A 16994-nucleotide genomic window follows, 5' to 3' on the forward strand; every position below is an offset into this window, starting at 1 on the left:
ACACGTGACTGACCTCCGCGAGATCGCAAGCCAATCCAAAGCATGGCCTTATGAAGAGGCGCGGCGTCTTTTGAAACGCTATCCGCAGGGGAAGCCGGGCGGCGTGCCCTTGGTGTTTGAATGCGGCTATGGTCCGTCGGGTCTGCCGCATATCGGCACCTTTAACGAGGTGCTGCGCACGACGATGGTGCGCAATGCCTTTGCGACGCTGTCCGATGCACCGACGCGGTTGATCGAATTTTCGGACGATATGGATGGCTTACGCAAGGTGCCCGACAATGTGCCGAACCAGGCGATGCTGGCCGAACATCTCGGCAAGCCCTTGTCGCGCATTCCCGATCCGTTCGAAAAGTTCGAAAGTTTCGCGGCGCATAACAATGCGATGCTGCGCGATTTTCTGGACCAATTCGGGTTCGAATATGAATTTATTTCCTCGTCCAGCAAATATGAAAGCGGTGCCTTTGACGACGCGCTGAAGGGCGTTTTGCGCCATTATCAGGCGATCATGGACATCATGCTGCCGACGCTGCGCAAGGAACGCGCCGCCACCTATTCGCCGGTCCTTCCGATCAGTGAAAAGAGCGGCATTGTCCTGCAGGTGCCCGTCGAGGTTGTCGATGCCGAGGCGGGCCTGATCGCCTTTGACGATGAAGGCGAGCGCGTCACGCAATCCATCCTGAGCGGCAAGGCGAAGCTGCAGTGGAAGGTCGACTGGGCGATGCGCTGGGTTGCGCTCGGTGTCGACTATGAAATGTATGGCAAGGACCTGACCGACAGCGGCGTGCAATCGGGCAAGATCGCCCGCGTGCTTGGCGGTCGCCCGCCCGAAAGCCTGATCTACGAGATGTTCCTCGATGAAAAGGGCGAGAAGATTTCCAAGTCCAAGGGCAATGGCCTCGCGCTGGAAGACTGGCTGAAATACGGGACGGAAAACAGCGTCGCCTTCTACGCCTATCGCGAGCCCAAAAGCGCGAAGCAACTGCATCTGGGTGTCGTGCCAAAGGCGGTGGACGAATATTTCCAGTTCCGCGCGCAATGGCATGACCAGCCGGTTGAAAAGCGGCTCGGCAATCCGGTGCACCACATCCACAATGGCAATGTGCCGACCGGCCAGCCGCCGGTCACCTTTGGCCTGTTGCTGAATCTGGTCGGGGTGATGGGTGCTGGTGCGACCGAGGAGCAGGTATGGGCCTATCTCGGCAATTATGCCGAAGGTGCGAGCGCCGAAAATTCGCCCGAGTTGGCCGAGCTGATCCCGATCGCGCTCGCCTATAACCGCGATTTTGTTGCGCCGACCCTGCACAAGCGCAAGCCGGAGGGCGTGGAAATCGCCGCCTTGCAGACACTCGACGCGCGGCTGGCGGAACTGCCCGCCGACACAAGCGCAGAGGATATCCAGAATATCGTTTATGAAATCGGCAAGGAAGGCGGATTTGAAAATCTGCGCGACTGGTTCAAGGCGCTATACGAAACGCTGCTCGGCTCCAGCGCGGGGCCGCGCATGGGCAGCTTCATCGCGCTCTACGGCATCGCCAACAGCCGCACCCTGATTGCAGAGGCGCTTGCATGACGACGCCGCGCACGGTCGACGATCTGGCGATGGAGCTGCTTGGCAAATCGAGCGACGCGCTGTCGGCGGCGGAACGGCGCGTGCTGGAACGTATCCACAAGCGGGAGACCACGCAGGATATCGGCGTCGTCCACGAAGAAAGCGCGACCTTTGGCGAGCGTCTGTCGGACCATGTGGCGGCGGTCGGCGGCAGTTGGGGGTTCATCATCGCCTTCACCGTCGTCCTTTTCGGCTGGATGATCCTGAATTCGCAGATATTGAACCGCATGGGGATGGCGTTCGATCCCTATCCCTTCATCTTCCTGAACCTGTTGCTCTCGACACTCGCGGCGGTGCAGGCGCCCATCATCATGATGAGCCAGAACCGGCAGGCGGCCAAGGACCGCACGGCGGCCGCGCATGATTATGAAGTCAATCTGCGCGCCGAGCTGGAAATCTTGCGGCTGCATGAAAAGGTCAACCATCTGATCGAACAGGTCGGCACGTTGAACCGGCCGGACGAGGAACAGTCCCGATGAGCGTGGTCGCCGCCCGGCTGTACCGTGATGGCAAAATCCTGACCGAGATCGACCTCGCAAAGCCGATCCCCCATGTCGAAAAGCAGGGCGATTTCATCTGGATCGGCCTGCACGAACCCGATGACGGGGCATTGAAACGGATACAGGAACATTTCGGGCTGCACCCGCTGGCGGTCGAGGATGCGCTGGACCCCCGCCATTTGCCGAAGATGGAACCCTATGGTGACCATCTGTTTCTGGTGGCGCGCACGGCACATTTGAAGGGCGAGCGGATTGAATATGGCAATACCGCCATCTTTGTCGGGCGCCAGTTCATCATCACCGTCCGTCATGGCTCGGACCGGGCGCATACACCTTTGCGCGCGCAGTTGGAGGCGACGCCCTGGTTGTTGAAACATGGTCCCGACTATGTGCTGCACGCCATATTGGATTTCGTTGTCGACGGCTATTTCCCGGTGGTGGACGAGCTGGAAGAAAAAGTGCTCGCGATGGAGGACCATGCGGTTGAAAGTTTCCTCAACCGATCGGAAACCGCGCGCCTGTTTACGCTGCGCCGCGAACTGTTCCGATTGCACCGCATTCTTGGCCCGATGGAAGATTTGGCGAGCCAGTTTCTCAACCTCCACCTGCCGCAGATCGACGTGGATATTCACCCCTATTTCCGGGACCTGCTCGACCATATCCGGCGCGTCATCTACCGCGTCGCGGGTCTGCGCGACACGCTGACCTCGGTCATCGAAACCAGCGGATTGTTGGAACAGCAACGGCAGGGGGCGATCACGCGACAATTGGCGGCGTGGGCCGCGATTCTGGCGGTGCCGACCGCGATTGCCGGCATTTACGGCATGAATTTCGACATCATGCCCGAATTGCGCTGGGAATATGGCTATTATGCCGTGGTCGGCGTGATGGCGACCATCTGCCTCACGCTCTATATCCGGTTCAGGCGGGCTGGCTGGCTGTAACCTTGCGCAGGACGGTCCGGTAGTCGGGCTCAATAGTCATCCGGTGATGGTAATTTTCTTCGCCCAGCAAGGCATGGGCAAGCGGCAAGCTGTAGCAGGGCACGCCCATGAACAGATGGTGTTCGCTGTGGAAATTCACCCAATAGGGCGCAACGGTGGAGCGTTCGAGCAGCCCTGCATAAGTGGTGCGCGCATGGGAAAAGGGATCCTCGCTGCCCGTGGTGGTGCACGCATGTTCGGCGATATTGCGCACGCGCAGGAATAGCTGGAACGTCGATGCCAGTGCGACCAGCCACAGCGCGAAGGGCAACCAGCCCCAGAACAGGAGCGAGACCGCGAGCAACACCGCCTGAACGGTCAAAAAGCGGCCGACGGTGCGGGCGGTTGTCTTGGCGCCGTCGATATTCGCCACCGGCGCATCGATGCCTGACCGGCTTTGCAGGTTGAGCATCCGGCCCGCGCTCGTGTCGCGCTTGGCCGAGGCATCACCGCTTTCACTGCGCCACATTGCCTGAAGTCCGCGCCATGCGGCGGCGAACTGAGCCTTGCGCTGCTTGAAAAAGGTCTGGCCCGTCAGGTCGCGGATCGCCTTGCGTTGCAGGCTCGCGCGGCTGGTGGGGAAGGGCGCGGACAGCGACAGGTCGGGGTCCTCGGGCTGCTGCGTGAACTTGTGGTGCGTCAGATGATAGGCCCGATAAGCGTGAAGGTCGCTGCCGGTCGCGGCGCCGGTGAGCCATTGGCCCAGAAAATTGTTCATCTTGCGATCGGGATGGAGCAGGCCGTGCGCACCTTCGTGCATCAAAATGGCAAGGCCCAATTGGCGACCGCCCAGAACAGCCAGCGCCACCGGTGTTGCGATGAGGCCGGCAATCCAGCTCCATTGCCATGCTGCCGCTGCGCCAAAAGCGGCGAGTGCCACGACTGCCCATGCATGCACAATCAACCACACCCCGCGCCAGGGCGAGACCGCCGTGATGCGCATCCATCTTTCCGCACCGAATATCTGGCGGGGATTGGCGGCCTTTACCGCGGGCATGGGAACTCTCCTATTCTCATGCGCCGATCATAGCGCAAAAGCCGGGGGCGTCCAAATCCGCTACGTTAATGCGCTCGCGGCAAAGGCGGCCATATCGGCCTGTGCGGCGCGCGATTCGCGGAAGGTGAAGATCGGCCAGTCGTGCAGCATCCCGGCAAGCTCGCGATAGGCGACGGTGGGATGCTTGGCCTTCAGCGCGCGAGCATCGGTGACCAATATATCATTGCCGCCACCAAAGGCGAGGATCGGAGGCAGATTGTCCCAGCTGCCAAAGAGCGGGCTGCACCGCATATCGGTGAGCGGCACGTTGCCCGCATAAATGCGTCCGGCATCGGTAATGCCGCTGATGGTCAGGATGCCATCGCGCGGCTCGATCTGTGCCTGTTCGGGGTGCGCGGGGTCAAGGTTGAGCCATGGGCAGATCAGGATCAGGGCGCGTGCCTGCGCACATCCGGTGTCGCGCGCCATTTGCGCAACGGCTGCCGCGAGCCCGCCGCCTGCGGAATCGCCACCCATGACAAACGCCTTGCCGCCTAAGCCATCGGTATAGGCGCGGGTGAAATCCATCGCCCATTGCGTGGCTTTCTCCGCGTTGCTTTCGGGCGCCAAAGGATACAGCGGCGCGGTCACCGACCAGCCATGGACCTTTGCCATATGCGCCAGAAAGTCCCAATGCACCGCCGCTGCCGGATATACATAGCCGCCGCCATGCCAGTAGAGAATATGCGCCGTCGGTTCACGGTCCTTAGGCGCGAGGGTCCATACGGTGCGTCCGGCAAATTCGGTGTGCGCGACATGCACGCTGCCGCGCGCCTTCGCGTCCGGTTCGGGCGTAGGCTGTGCGCGTGATTTTGCGATATTGGTCTGAAATTGCGGGCCGCCTGTAAACAGCTTGCGGTAAATGCCGGTTGTGCGCAGCACAAAGCCGGTCAGGCTGGCGATAAAACTCGGCATTTTACTCTCCCTATTTCCCGCTGGTGGCGGGTGCCGGCGTTGCTGCGGCGGCCAGTTGCGCTTCATATTTTTCTTTGATTTCGGCGAGAAGGGGGATGGCGGGATTGTTCTCGCTCCGGTTGTGCGGATCATTGGCCAGCGGCATCAACGTGCGGTAGGCCCCGCCAAAATTTTCATCGTCCATCAATTGCTGCACCACTTGCCAGCGCACGGCCTGGTCATAGGGGGCAAGCTGCAACGCCCGTTCCAGCCCATGAGCCGCGACCTCGCTGATGTCCTTCCCCGACATCTGCAGGCTACGGTAATAGAAGATGAGCGGGATGGGGTGGTCGGTTTCAATCTTGTTCAGCGCGGTGACGGCGCGGGTCACTTTCTTCCACGCTGCGTCGGCATTTTCGGCCTTTTCCGCGATCCGGGAGAGCGCATAGATTTTCTGCACATGGGCGTTCACCAGCGTCGGCGCGGCGATCAGCGCCTTGTCGGCGGCGGCAAGGGCTTCGGTATAATTTCCCGCATCATGTTCCGCCTCTGCCAAGGCGGCGAGGACGGCAGGGTCATCGGGATATTTCGCGGCAACCGCCTGCGCCTTGGGAAGCAGGACTTTGGCCGATTCTTCATCCACCCCGCGCTTGGATTCCAGAATGATGGGCATCATCGCGCTTTCGGCTTCGCTCATCTTGCGGATGGTGATCGGACCGACCGCCAGCTTGTCGGCCGCGATAGGCAGATAACGCATCTTGCCCTTGTTCAGATAGGCTTTCAGTTCCTTGTCCAGCACCTTCAGATCGCCAAAAGCGGTCTGCGCCGCATCCCACTCGGTTGCGCCATTTGCAAGTGCCGCGCGGTATTTGGTCAGCTGTCCCGGGCGTGTCCCCGACATTTGGAGATAATGGTAAAGCAGCCAGCTGCGGCCATAAAATTCGTCATAACCTTTGACCTTGCGGGTCTTGTACGTATCGGAATCGAGCAATGCCTCGATAGGAACATCAACCGCATAATTGAGCTCTGCCGCGCGGTGATTTGCGGGCAGGCCGATGCCCATGCCGCCATCTTTTTCAAAGCGGACGGTCGAGAAAAATTCGGCAAAGCCCTCGCTATACCAACGCGGGGTGGCCCATTCGCTGACGCCGTGCATCACATGATGGGCATATTCGTGGAACAGGACCTGTTCGCTCTGCGTGATGTTCATGCCATCGCTTTCGACGCGCGAGGCAAATGCGACCGACCCGCCCGCGCGGGGAGAGTAAAAGCCCTGCAGAAAACCGCTCTTGTCGCCGGCGAGTTTCTGTACCTGACCTGCGCTGCGGACAATGTAGATGGTGACGCGGTTGGAGGGGCTGGGCTTTTCATCCGCCCGTTTCAATATCCCTAACAGGCCGCTGTGATAGCGTTCGAGCCGTTCGGTAAATTCGCGGACATCCTTTTCCTTCTGGTCCGCGATGACGAGGAAATGGTCGCTGCTGGCTTCATTCCACTCGGCCCGGGCGGCGGCGGGCAGGATAAATGCCCATAAACAGATTAAACCAACCGCTATCCGAGTCTTCATAAGGTCCCCCACCACCTTTGCTGTGATGGGGGGAGCTTATGGCCTTTATTTCGACGCTGCAATCCAGTCGTCGATTTTCTTTTCAAGCACCGCCAAAGGCAGGGCGCCGGTGTTCAGCACCTGGTTGTGGAATTCGCGAACGTCGAACTTCGCACCCATGGCCTTCTTCGCCTTGTCCTTCAGACGAAGGATGGTGATCGCGCCGATCTTGTAGGCGAGCGCCTGCGACGGAATGGCGATGTAACGCTCGACCTCGGCCGTGGCGTCGGTTTTGCCCATGTCGCTGTTGGCGAGCATATAGTCGATTGCCTGTTCGCGGGTCCAACCCTTGCTGTGCAGGCCGGTGTCGACGACCAGACGCATGGCGCGCAGCATTTCGTCGGACAGGGTGCCGAAGCGCTGATAGGGGTCCTTGAACAGGCCCATGTCATAGCCCAGCGTCTCGGAATAAAGCGCCCAGCCTTCGACATAAGCCGTGTTGCCGCCAAAGCGCATGAAGGCGGGAAGCGCTTCATTTTCCTGCGCGATGCTGATCTGGAAATGGTGCCCCGGGGCGCCTTCGTGCAGGTACAGCGTCGTCATGCCCGGCGTTGTGCGGCTGGGCAGGTCATAGGCATTGAAATAGAAGGTGCCGGGACGCGAACCGTCGGGCGTACCATTTTGGTAGCTGCCGCCGGCTTCATATTTTTCGCGGAACTCTTCATAGGGTTTGATTTCAAGCGGCGCCTTGGGAAGATATTTGAACTGCGTCGAAATCAGGCCATCGACCTTTTTCCCGATATCATAATAGCCCTGGGTCAGCGCTTCACGGCTGGCGGGCTTGAATTTCGGGTCGGTGCGCAGATGCTCGAAAAATTCGGGCAGCGTGCCTTTGAAGCCGACCTCATTCTTGATCTTTTCCATGCCGGTCTTGATCCGTGCCACTTCCGACAGGCCAAGATTATGGATCTCGTCGGCCTTGAGCGGCAGGGTCGTCGTCTGCTCGATCTGGTATTGATAGAGCATATCGCCGCCCTTCATCGCCGACAGGCCGACCTGCTCGCGCGCCAGCGGCAGATAGCTGTCACGCAGGAAGTCGCGCAGACGGGTGTTGGCGGGGTAAAGGCCCTTTTCGATAATGTCGCGATATTCGGCGGTCAGACGCGCCTTGTCGGCATCGCTAAAGCCTTCGGGGAATTTCTTCACCGGACCGAAATAGGGCGACTCTTCGGTCGACTGGGCCAATTGGGTGTTCAACTGGTCCACGACATTGGTGATCGTCATCTTCGTTTCGAACACGCCCGACGCCATGCCTTGACGGAACCGGTCAATCGAACGGTCCATCAGCACGATGAATTCCTTGTGGCGCTTCAGGTTATTTTCATAATCCTGGACCGTCTTGAACGGGGCCGCGCCCTGACCGCTGGCAAAGGTCGGGTAGAAGGTGTGGAAGCCGAAGAAGTGGTTCAGCGGACGGACCACGGTCAGGTCCATGATTTCCTTCGACAGGCCTTTGAGCGCGTCGATCTGGCCCTGCTTGAACACATCATAGGCAATCTTGTCGGTGGGGTTCAGCTTTTCGCGGTCGATCGCTTTCAGATTTTCCAGATTGGCTTCGGCGGCTTTTCTCTCATTGGCGAAATATTCGTCGCTGATGAAATCGCCAAAGCGGTCGGCATAGCGCATGTCGCCACGGAACAGCGCGTTGAGCGGATTGCGCTTCAGGCTGCCTTCGTCATCGGCGGCGAATAATGCGGCCAGACGCTGGCCTTCGGTCTGCGTGGTTGCGGCGGCAGGTGCAGTCTGGGCGACGGCGGCCGTGGCAAAAGGTGCCGTCAGCGCGGCCCCTGCAAGCAAGATGAGTTTCAGTGATTTCACAAGCATTTCTCCATAAACATTGGTGCCGCCGACGGCAGCCCGCAATGGCTTCTCTTTTCGGCCAACGGCTTCAAGCCGCAAACATTATTCGACAGACAGCAATTAGCTGTCTTTGGGGGTATTGATTTCCAGCCAGTTATTCTGCCGGTACCATTTGGTGATGACATGCTTGACGCCTTTGGCGACCGGTGTTCCGGTGTGGAGCGTCTTGTAATTCAGCGTGCCGTCGAGGTTCATATTGTTCCACATCAGCATCATGCCCGCCTGTGGACGGACACCCAGACCCAGATGCGGAAACTCGGTCGCGCCACCTTCTTCGGGTTCGTTGAGGAAGATCATCGCGGTCCAGCTGCGCTGCCCGCCCGAGGGGCCTTCCTGTTCCCAATAATTCTGGCTGGGGTGGAAGAAATCATGGTGCGCCTTGAATTCCTGCCCGACCTGATAGCGCTGCCCTTGCATCGTTTCGGCATAGTCATTTTCGATGCCCAGCACATCGCTCATCCGCGCCTCGACCTTGGCGACAAAGGTGTCCCAGCGGTTCAGGTGGCAGCTATAGCTGGTCCGGAAACCCGCCTGTTCGGTGCCCTTGTAGAGCGTTGAAGGGACGGCATCGGCATCGATTTTCTTGATCAGCGTCTTGCAGTCCGCCTTGCTCAAAAAACCCTGATACAGATAGAGCTGCGCATCGGCATGCTCGACCTGCTGCACCAGCGGGTTGGCGTTCAGCCGCTTCGTGACATGCACGCCGATCCGGGCAAGCTTTGCCGGATCATTGTTGGCGTCGAATTTTTTGATGGGCGTATCTTCAAGCATATCGGGTCCGAATCAGGGAACGATGCGGCCTCTTACCATGACCCATGTCGGCTTTTCGAGTGTCGTGATATTGGTGAGCGGATTTTCGCTGACCGCAACCAGATCGGCGGAATAGCCGACGGCGATCCTGCCGATTTCATTTTCCATTCCCAGCGTTTTGGCCGCAATGGTCGTGGCGCTCGCCAGGGCTTCGGCCGGTGTCAGTCCGGCCTTTACCAGCAGGGCGAATTCGCCGCCATTGCTGCCATGCTCAAACACGCCAGCGTCCGTGCCAAATGCGACGGTCACGCCCATCGCTTTTGCGCGCGTGACCTGCCGTCCGGCGGCCTCAATTGCTTGCCGTGCCTTTACCTCGACCGTTGGCGTATAGATGCCCTTGCCGATCCGCGCCCGCACGCCTTCCAGTGCCATCAGCGTGGGGACCAGCACGGTGCCCTTGGCCTTCATGACCTTTAGCGCCGCTTCATCGGCAAAGGTGCCATGGTCGATTGTGTCGATACCCGCGGCTGATGCGGCCTCGATGCCGCGCGCGCCATGCGCATGGGCCATGACCTTCAAGCCCAGCGAATGGGCGGTGTCAGCGATGGACCTCATTTCCGCATCGGTAAAATGCGCCTCCAGCCCGCGGCCCTGTTGCGAAAGGACACCGCCGGTCGCAGTAATCTTGATGACATCAGCGCCAAGCCGCGATGCCTTGCGCACCTTTTCCGCGCATTCGACAGGGCCTGTGCAGGTATAGCCGGTGTCGAGCGCCGCCAGCACATCCTTACGGAAGCCGGTGACATCGCCATGCCCGCCCACGATCGACAAAGCCGGTCCTGCCGCGACGATACGTGGTCCGACAATCTTGCCCTCTGCCGTGCCACGGCGCAGGACGAAGGCGGTGTTCTGCGCCGAGCCTGCTTCACGAACGGTGGTGAAACCGGCCTTCACGGTCAGTCCGGCGTTCTTCACGCCCATGACTACGCCCCATTCGTCCGGGTCGACCGCTTCGTCGCGGAAGTCACCGCCGGGGTCACCGGTCAGATGGACATGCAGGTCGATAAAGCCGGGCACGACGGTCATCTTGGAAAGATCGACAACGACGTCGGCCTTGAATGGAATGTCCGTTCCCCGGTTGATTTCCTTGATACGGCCGTCTTCGACCATGATGACGGCTGGGCCTGTCGGTCCCGTCGCAGCGTCGGGGATCAGGTTGCCCACGAGGATCGCGTGGGTCTCGGCCATGGCGGGCGTCGCGGCGGCCAGAGCGATGCTGGCCAGAAGCATGGAACGAAACATATATCTCTCCCTGTTTTACAAAAGGGAGATTGGGCAGCTTGGCGCCATGTTACAAGAAAAAAAGACCCGGACGTCAGGGACGCCCGGGTTTTCTATTTCAATCGTCCGGTTTCTTACCAGAAGAAGTCGTGGATCGCGTCCACCACGCGGCCGGACCGTAAGTCGATCAGCAGCACATCGTCAAAGTAACGCACCCAGCGATAGGGGCCATAGGCCGGCGGCAGGCGGTAATAGGACGGGTCGCTGATCCAGTAGCGCGAACCATAATAGCCCGAGCCGATGTTGATCCCGATGCCAAAGCGCCGGTAGCTATGCCCGCGATAGGGCGCATAATAGCGGCCGGGGCTGTAATAGTTCCGGTACCGTTCACGATGCCCGCGCCAGTCATAGCGCCGGTCATTGCGCCAGCTCTGGTTCCAGCGGCTGCCCCGATTGTCGTCATCGCGGCTCCAGCTGCGGTTGCCGCCACGGTAGTTTTCGCCGCTGCGATCGATGCTGCCTTCGCGGCTGCGGTTCCAGTTGCGTTGACCGTCATCGTCACGGTCACGCTGTTGGTAGCCGCCGGGTTGGTAACCGCCCTGGTTTGCGCCATTGCGGCGGCTGTACCGGCCGTCATTGTCATCGCCATTGCGCCGTTCTTGCGACCATGTGCGGACGGTGCGGGGAGGTTGTGGTGTTTCCTCGCGTGCCTGTGGCGGTGCGTCCTGCTGGCCGCGCCAGCCCTGGTTTCCGCCGCGCTGGCCTTCGCCACCACGACGCCGTTCGCCCCTGCGTCCATCGCCATCGCGGCCTTCGCCACGCTGGAACGACGCCTGGTCCTGCATTTGCAGGGCATTGCGGCTGGTCTCGACTGGAACGGTTGCCGCCTGCGCGACGACGGGTGTCATCACGGTTGCGGCGGCCAATGTTGCCAAAATAATCTTCTTCATGATCATTCCCCGATGCGGGCGCCCAATGCCCCGGCATGAAGTCTTCAATGGCCGAGTCGTTGTGAAGCGTGGCTGAACTCGCAGTTCATGTTCATGAAAGGAAGCGTTTTGATGAACGAACATGTGGAGACTCCTGCATATTGGGCAGTGTAAACCGGACTAGGACCCTGAAACAAGTTCAGGGTGACGGGTAGGGGAAATCAGGGTGACGGGTATGGTGTTCAAAACAGTACTTAACCTTACTCCGTCATGCTGAACTTGTTTCAGCATCTTAGTTCCGCCGACCGTTAACTCCCCAAAGGACCTTCACCCCACCTTGTCGAACGGAATATCCAGCACCGGAAATTTCTCCCACCCGGTAAAGTCGAAATGCCACCATTCGTTGGACAGGCCGACAAAGCCCTCGGCCTCCAGATAGCGTTGCAGGCGGGCGCGGTTTTCAATCGCCACGGCGCTGGCACCCATATAGTCGCGATGCGCTTTTTCCGAAAAATCGTCGAAGCCGGTCGGCATTTCGACCAGTTCGCCGGTGGCAAGATCATGCAGGCTGAGGTCGACAGCACAGCCGCGGTTGTGCTTGGATCCGCGCTTGGGGTTGGCGACATACTCTTTTTTCGGGCCAACGGGCGTTGCGTCCCAAAGCTTCTTTGTCACCCGCCATGGGCGATAGGCATCGAAGATGGTGAGGCCAAAGCCTTCGGCCCGGGCGGTGCGGCTGGCGCGGACGACGGCTTGCGCCGCTGGTGCGGTCAGGAAAGCGCGCGCCTCGCTGTACAGGACGGTGCCGGTGAAATTATTCGTGGTGGCGTAGCGCATGTCGAGGCGGATGGTCGGATCGAGCTTGACCAGTTCGACCAGACGGCCCGGATCGGTCGCCGCCAACGATTTTGCCTGCTTTGCCGGAATGAAGGCAACATCCTTGTCCGGCCGGGCAGGGGCGCATCCGGCGAGCGGCACAACAGCCAGCCCCAGCGCCACCTGCCGGCGGGAAAGCACTAGCTGGCGTCCTTGGCCAGCCATTCTTCAAGCCATTTGATCGTGTAATTGCCGTTCTGGAAATCGGGATCTTCCAGAAGCTTCTGGTGCAAAGGAATGGTTGTCTTCATACCTTCGATCACAAATTCGCCCAGCGCACGCCGCAACCGCATCAGGCAGCCTTCGCGCGTCTGGCCATATACGATCAGCTTGGCGATCATGCTGTCATAATAAGGCGGCACCTTATAGCCGTGGTAAAGCCCGCTATCGACGCGGACATAGAGACCGCCCGGCGGGTGGTACCAGCTGACCGTGCCGGGTGAGGGCATGAAGGTAACGGGGTCTTCGGCGTTGATACGGCATTCGACGGCATGGCCGGTGAAGGTCACTTCGTCCTGCGTGAACGAAAGCGGCTTGCCTTCTGCCACGCGGATCTGTTCGCGGACGAGGTCGAGGCCGGTGATCATTTCCGTCACCGGATGTTCCACCTGCAAACGGGTGTTCATTTCGATGAAGAAAAATTCGCCATTTTCCCACAGAAACTCGATGGTGCCTGCCCCGCGATAGCCCATGTCCGCCATGGCCTTGGCGCAGATATTGCCCATACGGTCACGCTCGGCTGTCGACAGCACGGGCGAGGGAGCCTCTTCCAACACTTTCTGGTGGCGGCGCTGCAACGAACAGTCGCGTTCGCCCAGGTGCACGGCGTTGCCATTGCCATCGCCGAAAATCTGGAATTCGATATGGCGCGGATTGCCGAGATATTTTTCGAGATACACGGTGGCATCGCCAAATGCCGCTTTCGCCTCGGATCCTGCTTGCTGCATCTGGGTCTCGAGCTCTTCCTCGTTGTTGACCACTTTCATGCCGCGCCCGCCGCCGCCGGATGCGGCCTTGATGATCACCGGATAGCCGATGTCACGCGCAATCGCCTTGGCTTCGGCCACATCCTCGATCGCGCCGTCGCTGCCGGGAACAAGCGGCAGGCCAAGCGCGCCAGCGGACCGCTTCGCCTCGACCTTGTCGCCCATGGTGCGGATATGCTCGGGCTTCGGGCCGATCCATTTGATGTCATGGCTTTCGACGATTTCCGCGAACTGCGCATTTTCCGACAAAAAGCCGTAGCCGGGGTGGATCGCGTCCGCATGGCTGATTTCCGCCGCCGAAATAATCGCCGGAATGTTCAAATAGCTGTCGGTGGCCGAAGGCGGTCCGATGCAGATGGCTTCATCGGCAAGGCGCACGTGCATCGCCTCGGCATCCGCCGTCGAATGGACCGCGACCGTTTTAATTCCCATTTCATGCGCGGCACGATGGATGCGAAGCGCAATCTCGCCACGGTTGGCGATCAGGATTTTCTCAATGCCCATATTTACGCGATAACCATGAGCGGCTGGTCAAATTCGACGGGCTGTCCGCTTTCGACATAAATCTCGGTCACGGTGCCGCTGTTCGGCGCAACGATGGGGTTCATGACCTTCATCGCTTCGATAATCATTACGGTGTCGCCCGCCTTGACCTGTTGCCCGACCGTTACAAATGCCGCGGCATCGGGCTCGGGTGTCAGATAGGCCGTGCCCACCATCGGCGATTTCAGCGCATTTGCGGCAACGGCCGGTGCGCTTTCGGCGATATGCGCAGGTGCGGCCTGCGCAACAGGTGCGGCTGCAGCGACGGGCGCTGCGGCGACGGGGGCCGCAATGGCGGTCATCGTGCGCGAAACGCGGATCTTGCGATCACCGTCCTCAACCTCGATTTCGCTTAAACCGGTATCGTTCAGCATTTCGGCCAATTCGCGGACCAGATCGGTATCCACCTGCATTCCACCATTGCTGCCTGATTTTGCCGCCATTTTTTGCTCCTTGCGCCCCGAATTTTTAATGTGCTGCGCCTAATGTCAAACTTGTAACGCTGCGTCCAGCGCGAGTTGATAGGACTTTGCGCCATGTCCTGCAAACACCGCCTTCGCGCCCATCCCCACATAGCTTAAATGCCGGAACTCTTCACGGGTATGCGGGTCGGACAAATGGACCTCATATACCGGCACTTTGATGGCCTTGATCGCGTCCAGAAGAGCAATCGACGTGTGCGTATAGCCCGCCGCATTCAGCAGCACCGCCTTCGCGCCTTCGGCCTGCGCCTCGTGCAGCCAGTCGATCAAATGCCCTTCATGGTTCGATTGCCGGAAATCAATCTCCGCCCCGGCTTCGCGCGCTTGGTCATCGAGCATTGCGGCAATATCGTCGAGCGTGTCATGGCCGTAAATCTCCGGCTCGCGTGTGCCGAGCAGGTTCAGATTGGGGCCGTTCAATACAAAGATCAGGTCGGTCAAAACGCTTTATCTTCCATCAAAAATCATAGGTCAGCCCGATACGGGTCACCGTGTCGGTTTCCTCTTTGCCCAATAAAGGCCGGTCCTGATAGCGCAGGTCGTACGAAATCTGTGAAGAAATCCGACCGGTCAGTTTTGCCTGCAGGCCGGTGACGGCGCGGATGGTGTTGCTATTCTCTTCGGCAACCAACTCCATATTGTGCGACAATTTGACCTTGTCGTTCATCTGCCAACTGCTGGTCAGTGCGCCCCGGCCCGCCAGCGTCGACCGTTCCACACCCGCCCGTGTCCAGTCATGGCGAAATGCAGGGCCAGCCTCCAGCGATATGGCCACATCGGCCTCGCGCACGATGCGCCAGCCAAGACCAAGGCTGGACGTCGCCCGATGGTCGAGCCCCGCCAGCACGTCGCGTTCATATTCCAATATCCCCAGCGCATAATGCTGTTCGCTGATCGTCCAGTCACTCTGGTACGCGGCGTTCAGATATTCGCGCGATGTGCGTCCTTCGCTTTCCTGATAGTCGCCGCGCAGGCGGATCTGGTGCGACCAGGCGGCGCCGGTGCGTTTGATGACGGCGCCGACGGTGATGCCGAAACTGTCGGTGTTGCCGCTTGTGTGAAATCCACCCAGATCGCCGCGTCCGGACCATTTGACCGGCGGAGGGGCAGGTGTTGGCGCGGGCGCAGCGGCCGCAGCTACAGCAATGGCCGGTGGCGGTGCGGGTGTTACAGGGGCTGCCGCCGCGACTTGCTGCGCACGGTTGCTTTCCAGCGCCAATAGCAGATTGTCGATTTCGACGCTTTCCGCCGGATAGGTGAGACGGGCAAATTTGACCACGGCGGCAAGTTCAGTGGCATTACCCTCCCGCGCCGCAGCCTCCATCATCTGCCGCACGGGCTGGGGCAATTCGGCAAAAGCGGGTGCGGCGCACGCCAGACCCGCCAGCAATACTAAAAATGTTCCATATCGTGACCGCATAGGACGCCTTTTTGGCAAGCCGGGTTGCTATTGCAATTGCACTCTTCCTATATGGCGCAAATCAGAAAAAGCGAGACGAAATGGCCCTTTCCCAGATGACCGACAGCATTTCCATCCAACTGAACGGTGACCCGCGCCGCGTGGCCGCTGGAATCAGCGTTGCCGATCTGGTGCGCGAAATCGGTCTTGATCCGGCAAAGGTCGCGGTCGAACGCAATCTGGAGATCGTGTCCCGCTCGACCTTGGCCGATGTTACCATCGCCGAGGGTGATATGTTTGAGATCGTGCATTTCGTCGGCGGCGGACAGGATGACAGTTGGACCGTAGCGGGCCGGACGTTCACGTCACGGCTGATTGTCGGTACGGGCAAATATAAGGATTTCGAACAAAATGCCGCTGCGCTGGTGGCGTCAGGGGCCGAAATCATCACCGTTGCCGTGCGCCGGGTCAATGTCTCCGACCCCAAGGCACCGATGCTGACCGATTATATTGATCCCAAAAAATATACCTATCTTCCCAACACCGCCGGATGCTTCACCGCCGATGATGCGATCCGCACCCTGCGGCTGGCGCGGGAGGCAGGCGGCTGGGATCTGGTGAAGCTGGAGGTATTGGGGGAGGCAAAGACGCTCTACCCCGATATGCGCGAAACGCTGAAGGCGACCGAAGTGCTGGCCAAGGAAGGATTTCTGCCCATGGTCTATTGCGTCGATGATCCCATCGCCGCGAAGCAGCTGGAAGAGGCAGGCGCGGTAGCGATCATGCCCTTGGGCGCGCCCATAGGTTCGGGGCTGGGTATCCAGAACCGTGTAACGATCCGCCTGATTGTCGAAGGTGCATCGGTTCCTGTGCTGGTGGATGCAGGTGTCGGCACCGCGTCGGATGCGGCGGTGGCCATGGAATTGGGCTGCGATGGCGTGTTGATGAACACCGCAATTGCCGAGGCGAAAGATCCGGTGGCGATGGCGACCGCGATGAAGCTGGCGGTCGAATCAGGGCGTATGGCCTACCGCGCGGGCCGGATGGGCCGCCGCATGTATGCCGACCCGTCAAGCCCGCTTGCTGGACTGATCTAAACCGTCCAACGCCATTTCGGGCGCTTTTCTTGTAATATAATTGCAAAATTAGTCGTTGGTCGAACCATTATGTGCGTTCGCCTCGACGCTGGTCGAACCATCGACTGTCTTTGCGCTTTATCGAAACTGTAATGCCCGGGCAACACAGCGGGGGTAGAAACAT

16 protein-coding genes are annotated in these 16994 nt (G+C 59.7%); 4 read left to right on the forward strand and 12 right to left on the reverse strand.

Annotated features, from left to right (window positions below):
- Nucleotides 1-4: 4 nt before the first annotated feature.
- Genes EUU25_RS15075 through corA form a run of 3 tightly spaced genes read left to right on the forward strand, consistent with a single transcriptional unit; the run spans nt 5 to nt 3053 of the window.
- Nucleotides 5-1570: a lysine--tRNA ligase gene (locus EUU25_RS15075; RefSeq protein WP_158902354.1), complete on the forward strand. Its 1566-nt coding sequence runs from the start codon at nt 5-7 to the stop codon at nt 1568-1570.
- The gene (locus EUU25_RS15080) at nt 1567-2088 is read left to right on the forward strand and encodes a DUF1003 domain-containing protein (RefSeq protein ID WP_158902356.1); all 522 of its coding nucleotides are present in this window, start codon (nt 1567-1569) and stop codon (nt 2086-2088) included. Before EUU25_RS15075 ends, EUU25_RS15080 begins: the two co-directional genes overlap by 4 nt.
- Nucleotides 2085-3053, forward strand: coding sequence for a magnesium/cobalt transporter CorA (gene corA, locus EUU25_RS15085; RefSeq protein WP_158902358.1), 969 nt, complete (start codon nt 2085-2087; stop codon nt 3051-3053). The genes EUU25_RS15080 and corA overlap by 4 nt, the downstream gene beginning before the upstream one ends.
- Here corA and EUU25_RS15090 read toward each other — a convergent pair.
- The 12 genes from EUU25_RS15090 to EUU25_RS15145 all read right to left on the reverse strand — a co-directional run bounded on the left by EUU25_RS15090 (nt 3031) and on the right by EUU25_RS15145 (nt 15755).
- Nucleotides 3031-4089: a fatty acid desaturase family protein gene (locus EUU25_RS15090; RefSeq protein ID WP_158902360.1), complete on the reverse strand. Its 1059-nt coding sequence runs from the start codon at nt 4087-4089 to the stop codon at nt 3031-3033. The genes corA and EUU25_RS15090 overlap by 23 nt on opposite strands.
- 60 nt (nt 4090-4149) lie before the next feature.
- A complete protein-coding gene (locus EUU25_RS15095; protein ID WP_158902362.1) occupies nt 4150-5043 on the reverse strand; it encodes an alpha/beta hydrolase fold domain-containing protein in 894 nt (297 codons plus the stop codon).
- Between the two features lie 10 nt (nt 5044-5053).
- Entirely contained in the window at nt 5054-6589 is a 1536-nt protein-coding gene (locus tag EUU25_RS15100; protein WP_158902364.1) for a hypothetical protein, read from the reverse strand.
- A gap of 45 nt (nt 6590-6634) precedes the next feature.
- Nucleotides 6635-8452, reverse strand: coding sequence for a DUF885 domain-containing protein (locus EUU25_RS15105; protein WP_187351326.1), 1818 nt, complete (start codon nt 8450-8452; stop codon nt 6635-6637).
- A gap of 96 nt (nt 8453-8548) precedes the next feature.
- Nucleotides 8549-9259 carry a prolyl hydroxylase family protein gene (locus EUU25_RS15110; RefSeq protein WP_158902368.1) on the reverse strand — a complete coding sequence of 237 codons (711 nt, stop codon included), beginning with the start codon at nt 9257-9259 and terminating at the stop codon, nt 8549-8551.
- Between the two features lie 12 nt (nt 9260-9271).
- Complete coding sequence (locus EUU25_RS15115) at nt 9272-10540, reverse strand: metal-dependent hydrolase family protein (protein ID WP_158902370.1); 1269 nt, start codon at nt 10538-10540, stop codon at nt 9272-9274.
- A 113-nt stretch (nt 10541-10653) separates the two neighbouring features.
- On the reverse strand, nt 10654-11469 hold the full coding sequence (locus EUU25_RS15120) for an RcnB family protein (protein WP_246162767.1): 816 nt from the start codon (nt 11467-11469) through the stop codon (nt 10654-10656).
- A 306-nt stretch (nt 11470-11775) separates the two neighbouring features.
- Nucleotides 11776-12465, reverse strand: a complete 690-nt coding sequence (locus EUU25_RS15125; RefSeq protein WP_158902374.1) for a M15 family metallopeptidase — start codon at nt 12463-12465, stop codon at nt 11776-11778.
- Nucleotides 12465-13814 (reverse strand): acetyl-CoA carboxylase biotin carboxylase subunit, encoded by a 1350-nt coding sequence (gene accC / locus EUU25_RS15130; RefSeq protein WP_158902376.1) that lies wholly within the window; start codon nt 13812-13814, stop codon nt 12465-12467. The genes EUU25_RS15125 and accC overlap by 1 nt, the downstream gene beginning before the upstream one ends.
- Nucleotides 13815-13816: 2 nt before the next feature.
- Nucleotides 13817-14296: an acetyl-CoA carboxylase biotin carboxyl carrier protein gene (gene accB / locus EUU25_RS15135; protein WP_158902378.1), complete on the reverse strand. Its 480-nt coding sequence runs from the start codon at nt 14294-14296 to the stop codon at nt 13817-13819.
- A 45-nt stretch (nt 14297-14341) separates the two neighbouring features.
- Nucleotides 14342-14776: a type II 3-dehydroquinate dehydratase gene (gene aroQ, locus EUU25_RS15140; RefSeq protein ID WP_158902380.1), complete on the reverse strand. Its 435-nt coding sequence runs from the start codon at nt 14774-14776 to the stop codon at nt 14342-14344.
- Between the two features lie 16 nt (nt 14777-14792).
- Entirely contained in the window at nt 14793-15755 is a 963-nt protein-coding gene (locus EUU25_RS15145; protein WP_158902382.1) for a DUF481 domain-containing protein, read from the reverse strand.
- Nucleotides 15756-15835: 80 nt separating this feature from the next.
- Here EUU25_RS15145 and thiS point away from each other — a divergent pair, with 80 nt between their 5' ends.
- Nucleotides 15836-16831, forward strand: coding sequence for a sulfur carrier protein ThiS (thiS, locus tag EUU25_RS15150; protein ID WP_373473537.1), 996 nt, complete (start codon nt 15836-15838; stop codon nt 16829-16831).
- Nucleotides 16832-16994 lie beyond the last annotated feature (163 nt).

This window comes from Sphingorhabdus lacus, assembly GCF_009768975.1.
GTDB lineage: Bacteria > Pseudomonadota > Alphaproteobacteria > Sphingomonadales > Sphingomonadaceae > Sphingorhabdus_B > Sphingorhabdus_B lacus.

Bases quoted from the DNA above. Each gene is read 5' to 3' on its own strand.
- EUU25_RS15080 (WP_158902356.1), top strand. From the start codon at position 1,567: ATGACGACGCCGCGCACGGTCGACGATCTGGCGATGGAGCTGCTTGGC.
- corA (WP_158902358.1), top strand. From the start codon at position 2,085: ATGAGCGTGGTCGCCGCCCGGCTGTACCGTGATGGCAAAATCCTGACC.
- EUU25_RS15090 (WP_158902360.1), bottom strand. From the start codon at position 4,089: ATGCCCGCGGTAAAGGCCGCCAATCCCCGCCAGATATTCGGTGCGGAA.
- EUU25_RS15095 (WP_158902362.1), bottom strand. From the start codon at position 5,043: ATGCCGAGTTTTATCGCCAGCCTGACCGGCTTTGTGCTGCGCACAACC.
- EUU25_RS15100 (WP_158902364.1), bottom strand. From the start codon at position 6,589: ATGAAGACTCGGATAGCGGTTGGTTTAATCTGTTTATGGGCATTTATC.
- EUU25_RS15105 (WP_187351326.1), bottom strand. From the start codon at position 8,452: ATGCTTGTGAAATCACTGAAACTCATCTTGCTTGCAGGGGCCGCGCTG.
- EUU25_RS15110 (WP_158902368.1), bottom strand. From the start codon at position 9,259: ATGCTTGAAGATACGCCCATCAAAAAATTCGACGCCAACAATGATCCG.
- EUU25_RS15115 (WP_158902370.1), bottom strand. From the start codon at position 10,540: ATGTTTCGTTCCATGCTTCTGGCCAGCATCGCTCTGGCCGCCGCGACG.
- EUU25_RS15120 (WP_246162767.1), bottom strand. From the start codon at position 11,469: ATGAAGAAGATTATTTTGGCAACATTGGCCGCCGCAACCGTGATGACA.
- accC (WP_158902376.1), bottom strand. From the start codon at position 13,814: ATGGGCATTGAGAAAATCCTGATCGCCAACCGTGGCGAGATTGCGCTT.
- accB (WP_158902378.1), bottom strand. From the start codon at position 14,296: ATGGCGGCAAAATCAGGCAGCAATGGTGGAATGCAGGTGGATACCGAT.
- EUU25_RS15145 (WP_158902382.1), bottom strand. From the start codon at position 15,755: ATGCGGTCACGATATGGAACATTTTTAGTATTGCTGGCGGGTCTGGCG.
- thiS (WP_373473537.1), top strand. From the start codon at position 15,836: ATGGCCCTTTCCCAGATGACCGACAGCATTTCCATCCAACTGAACGGT.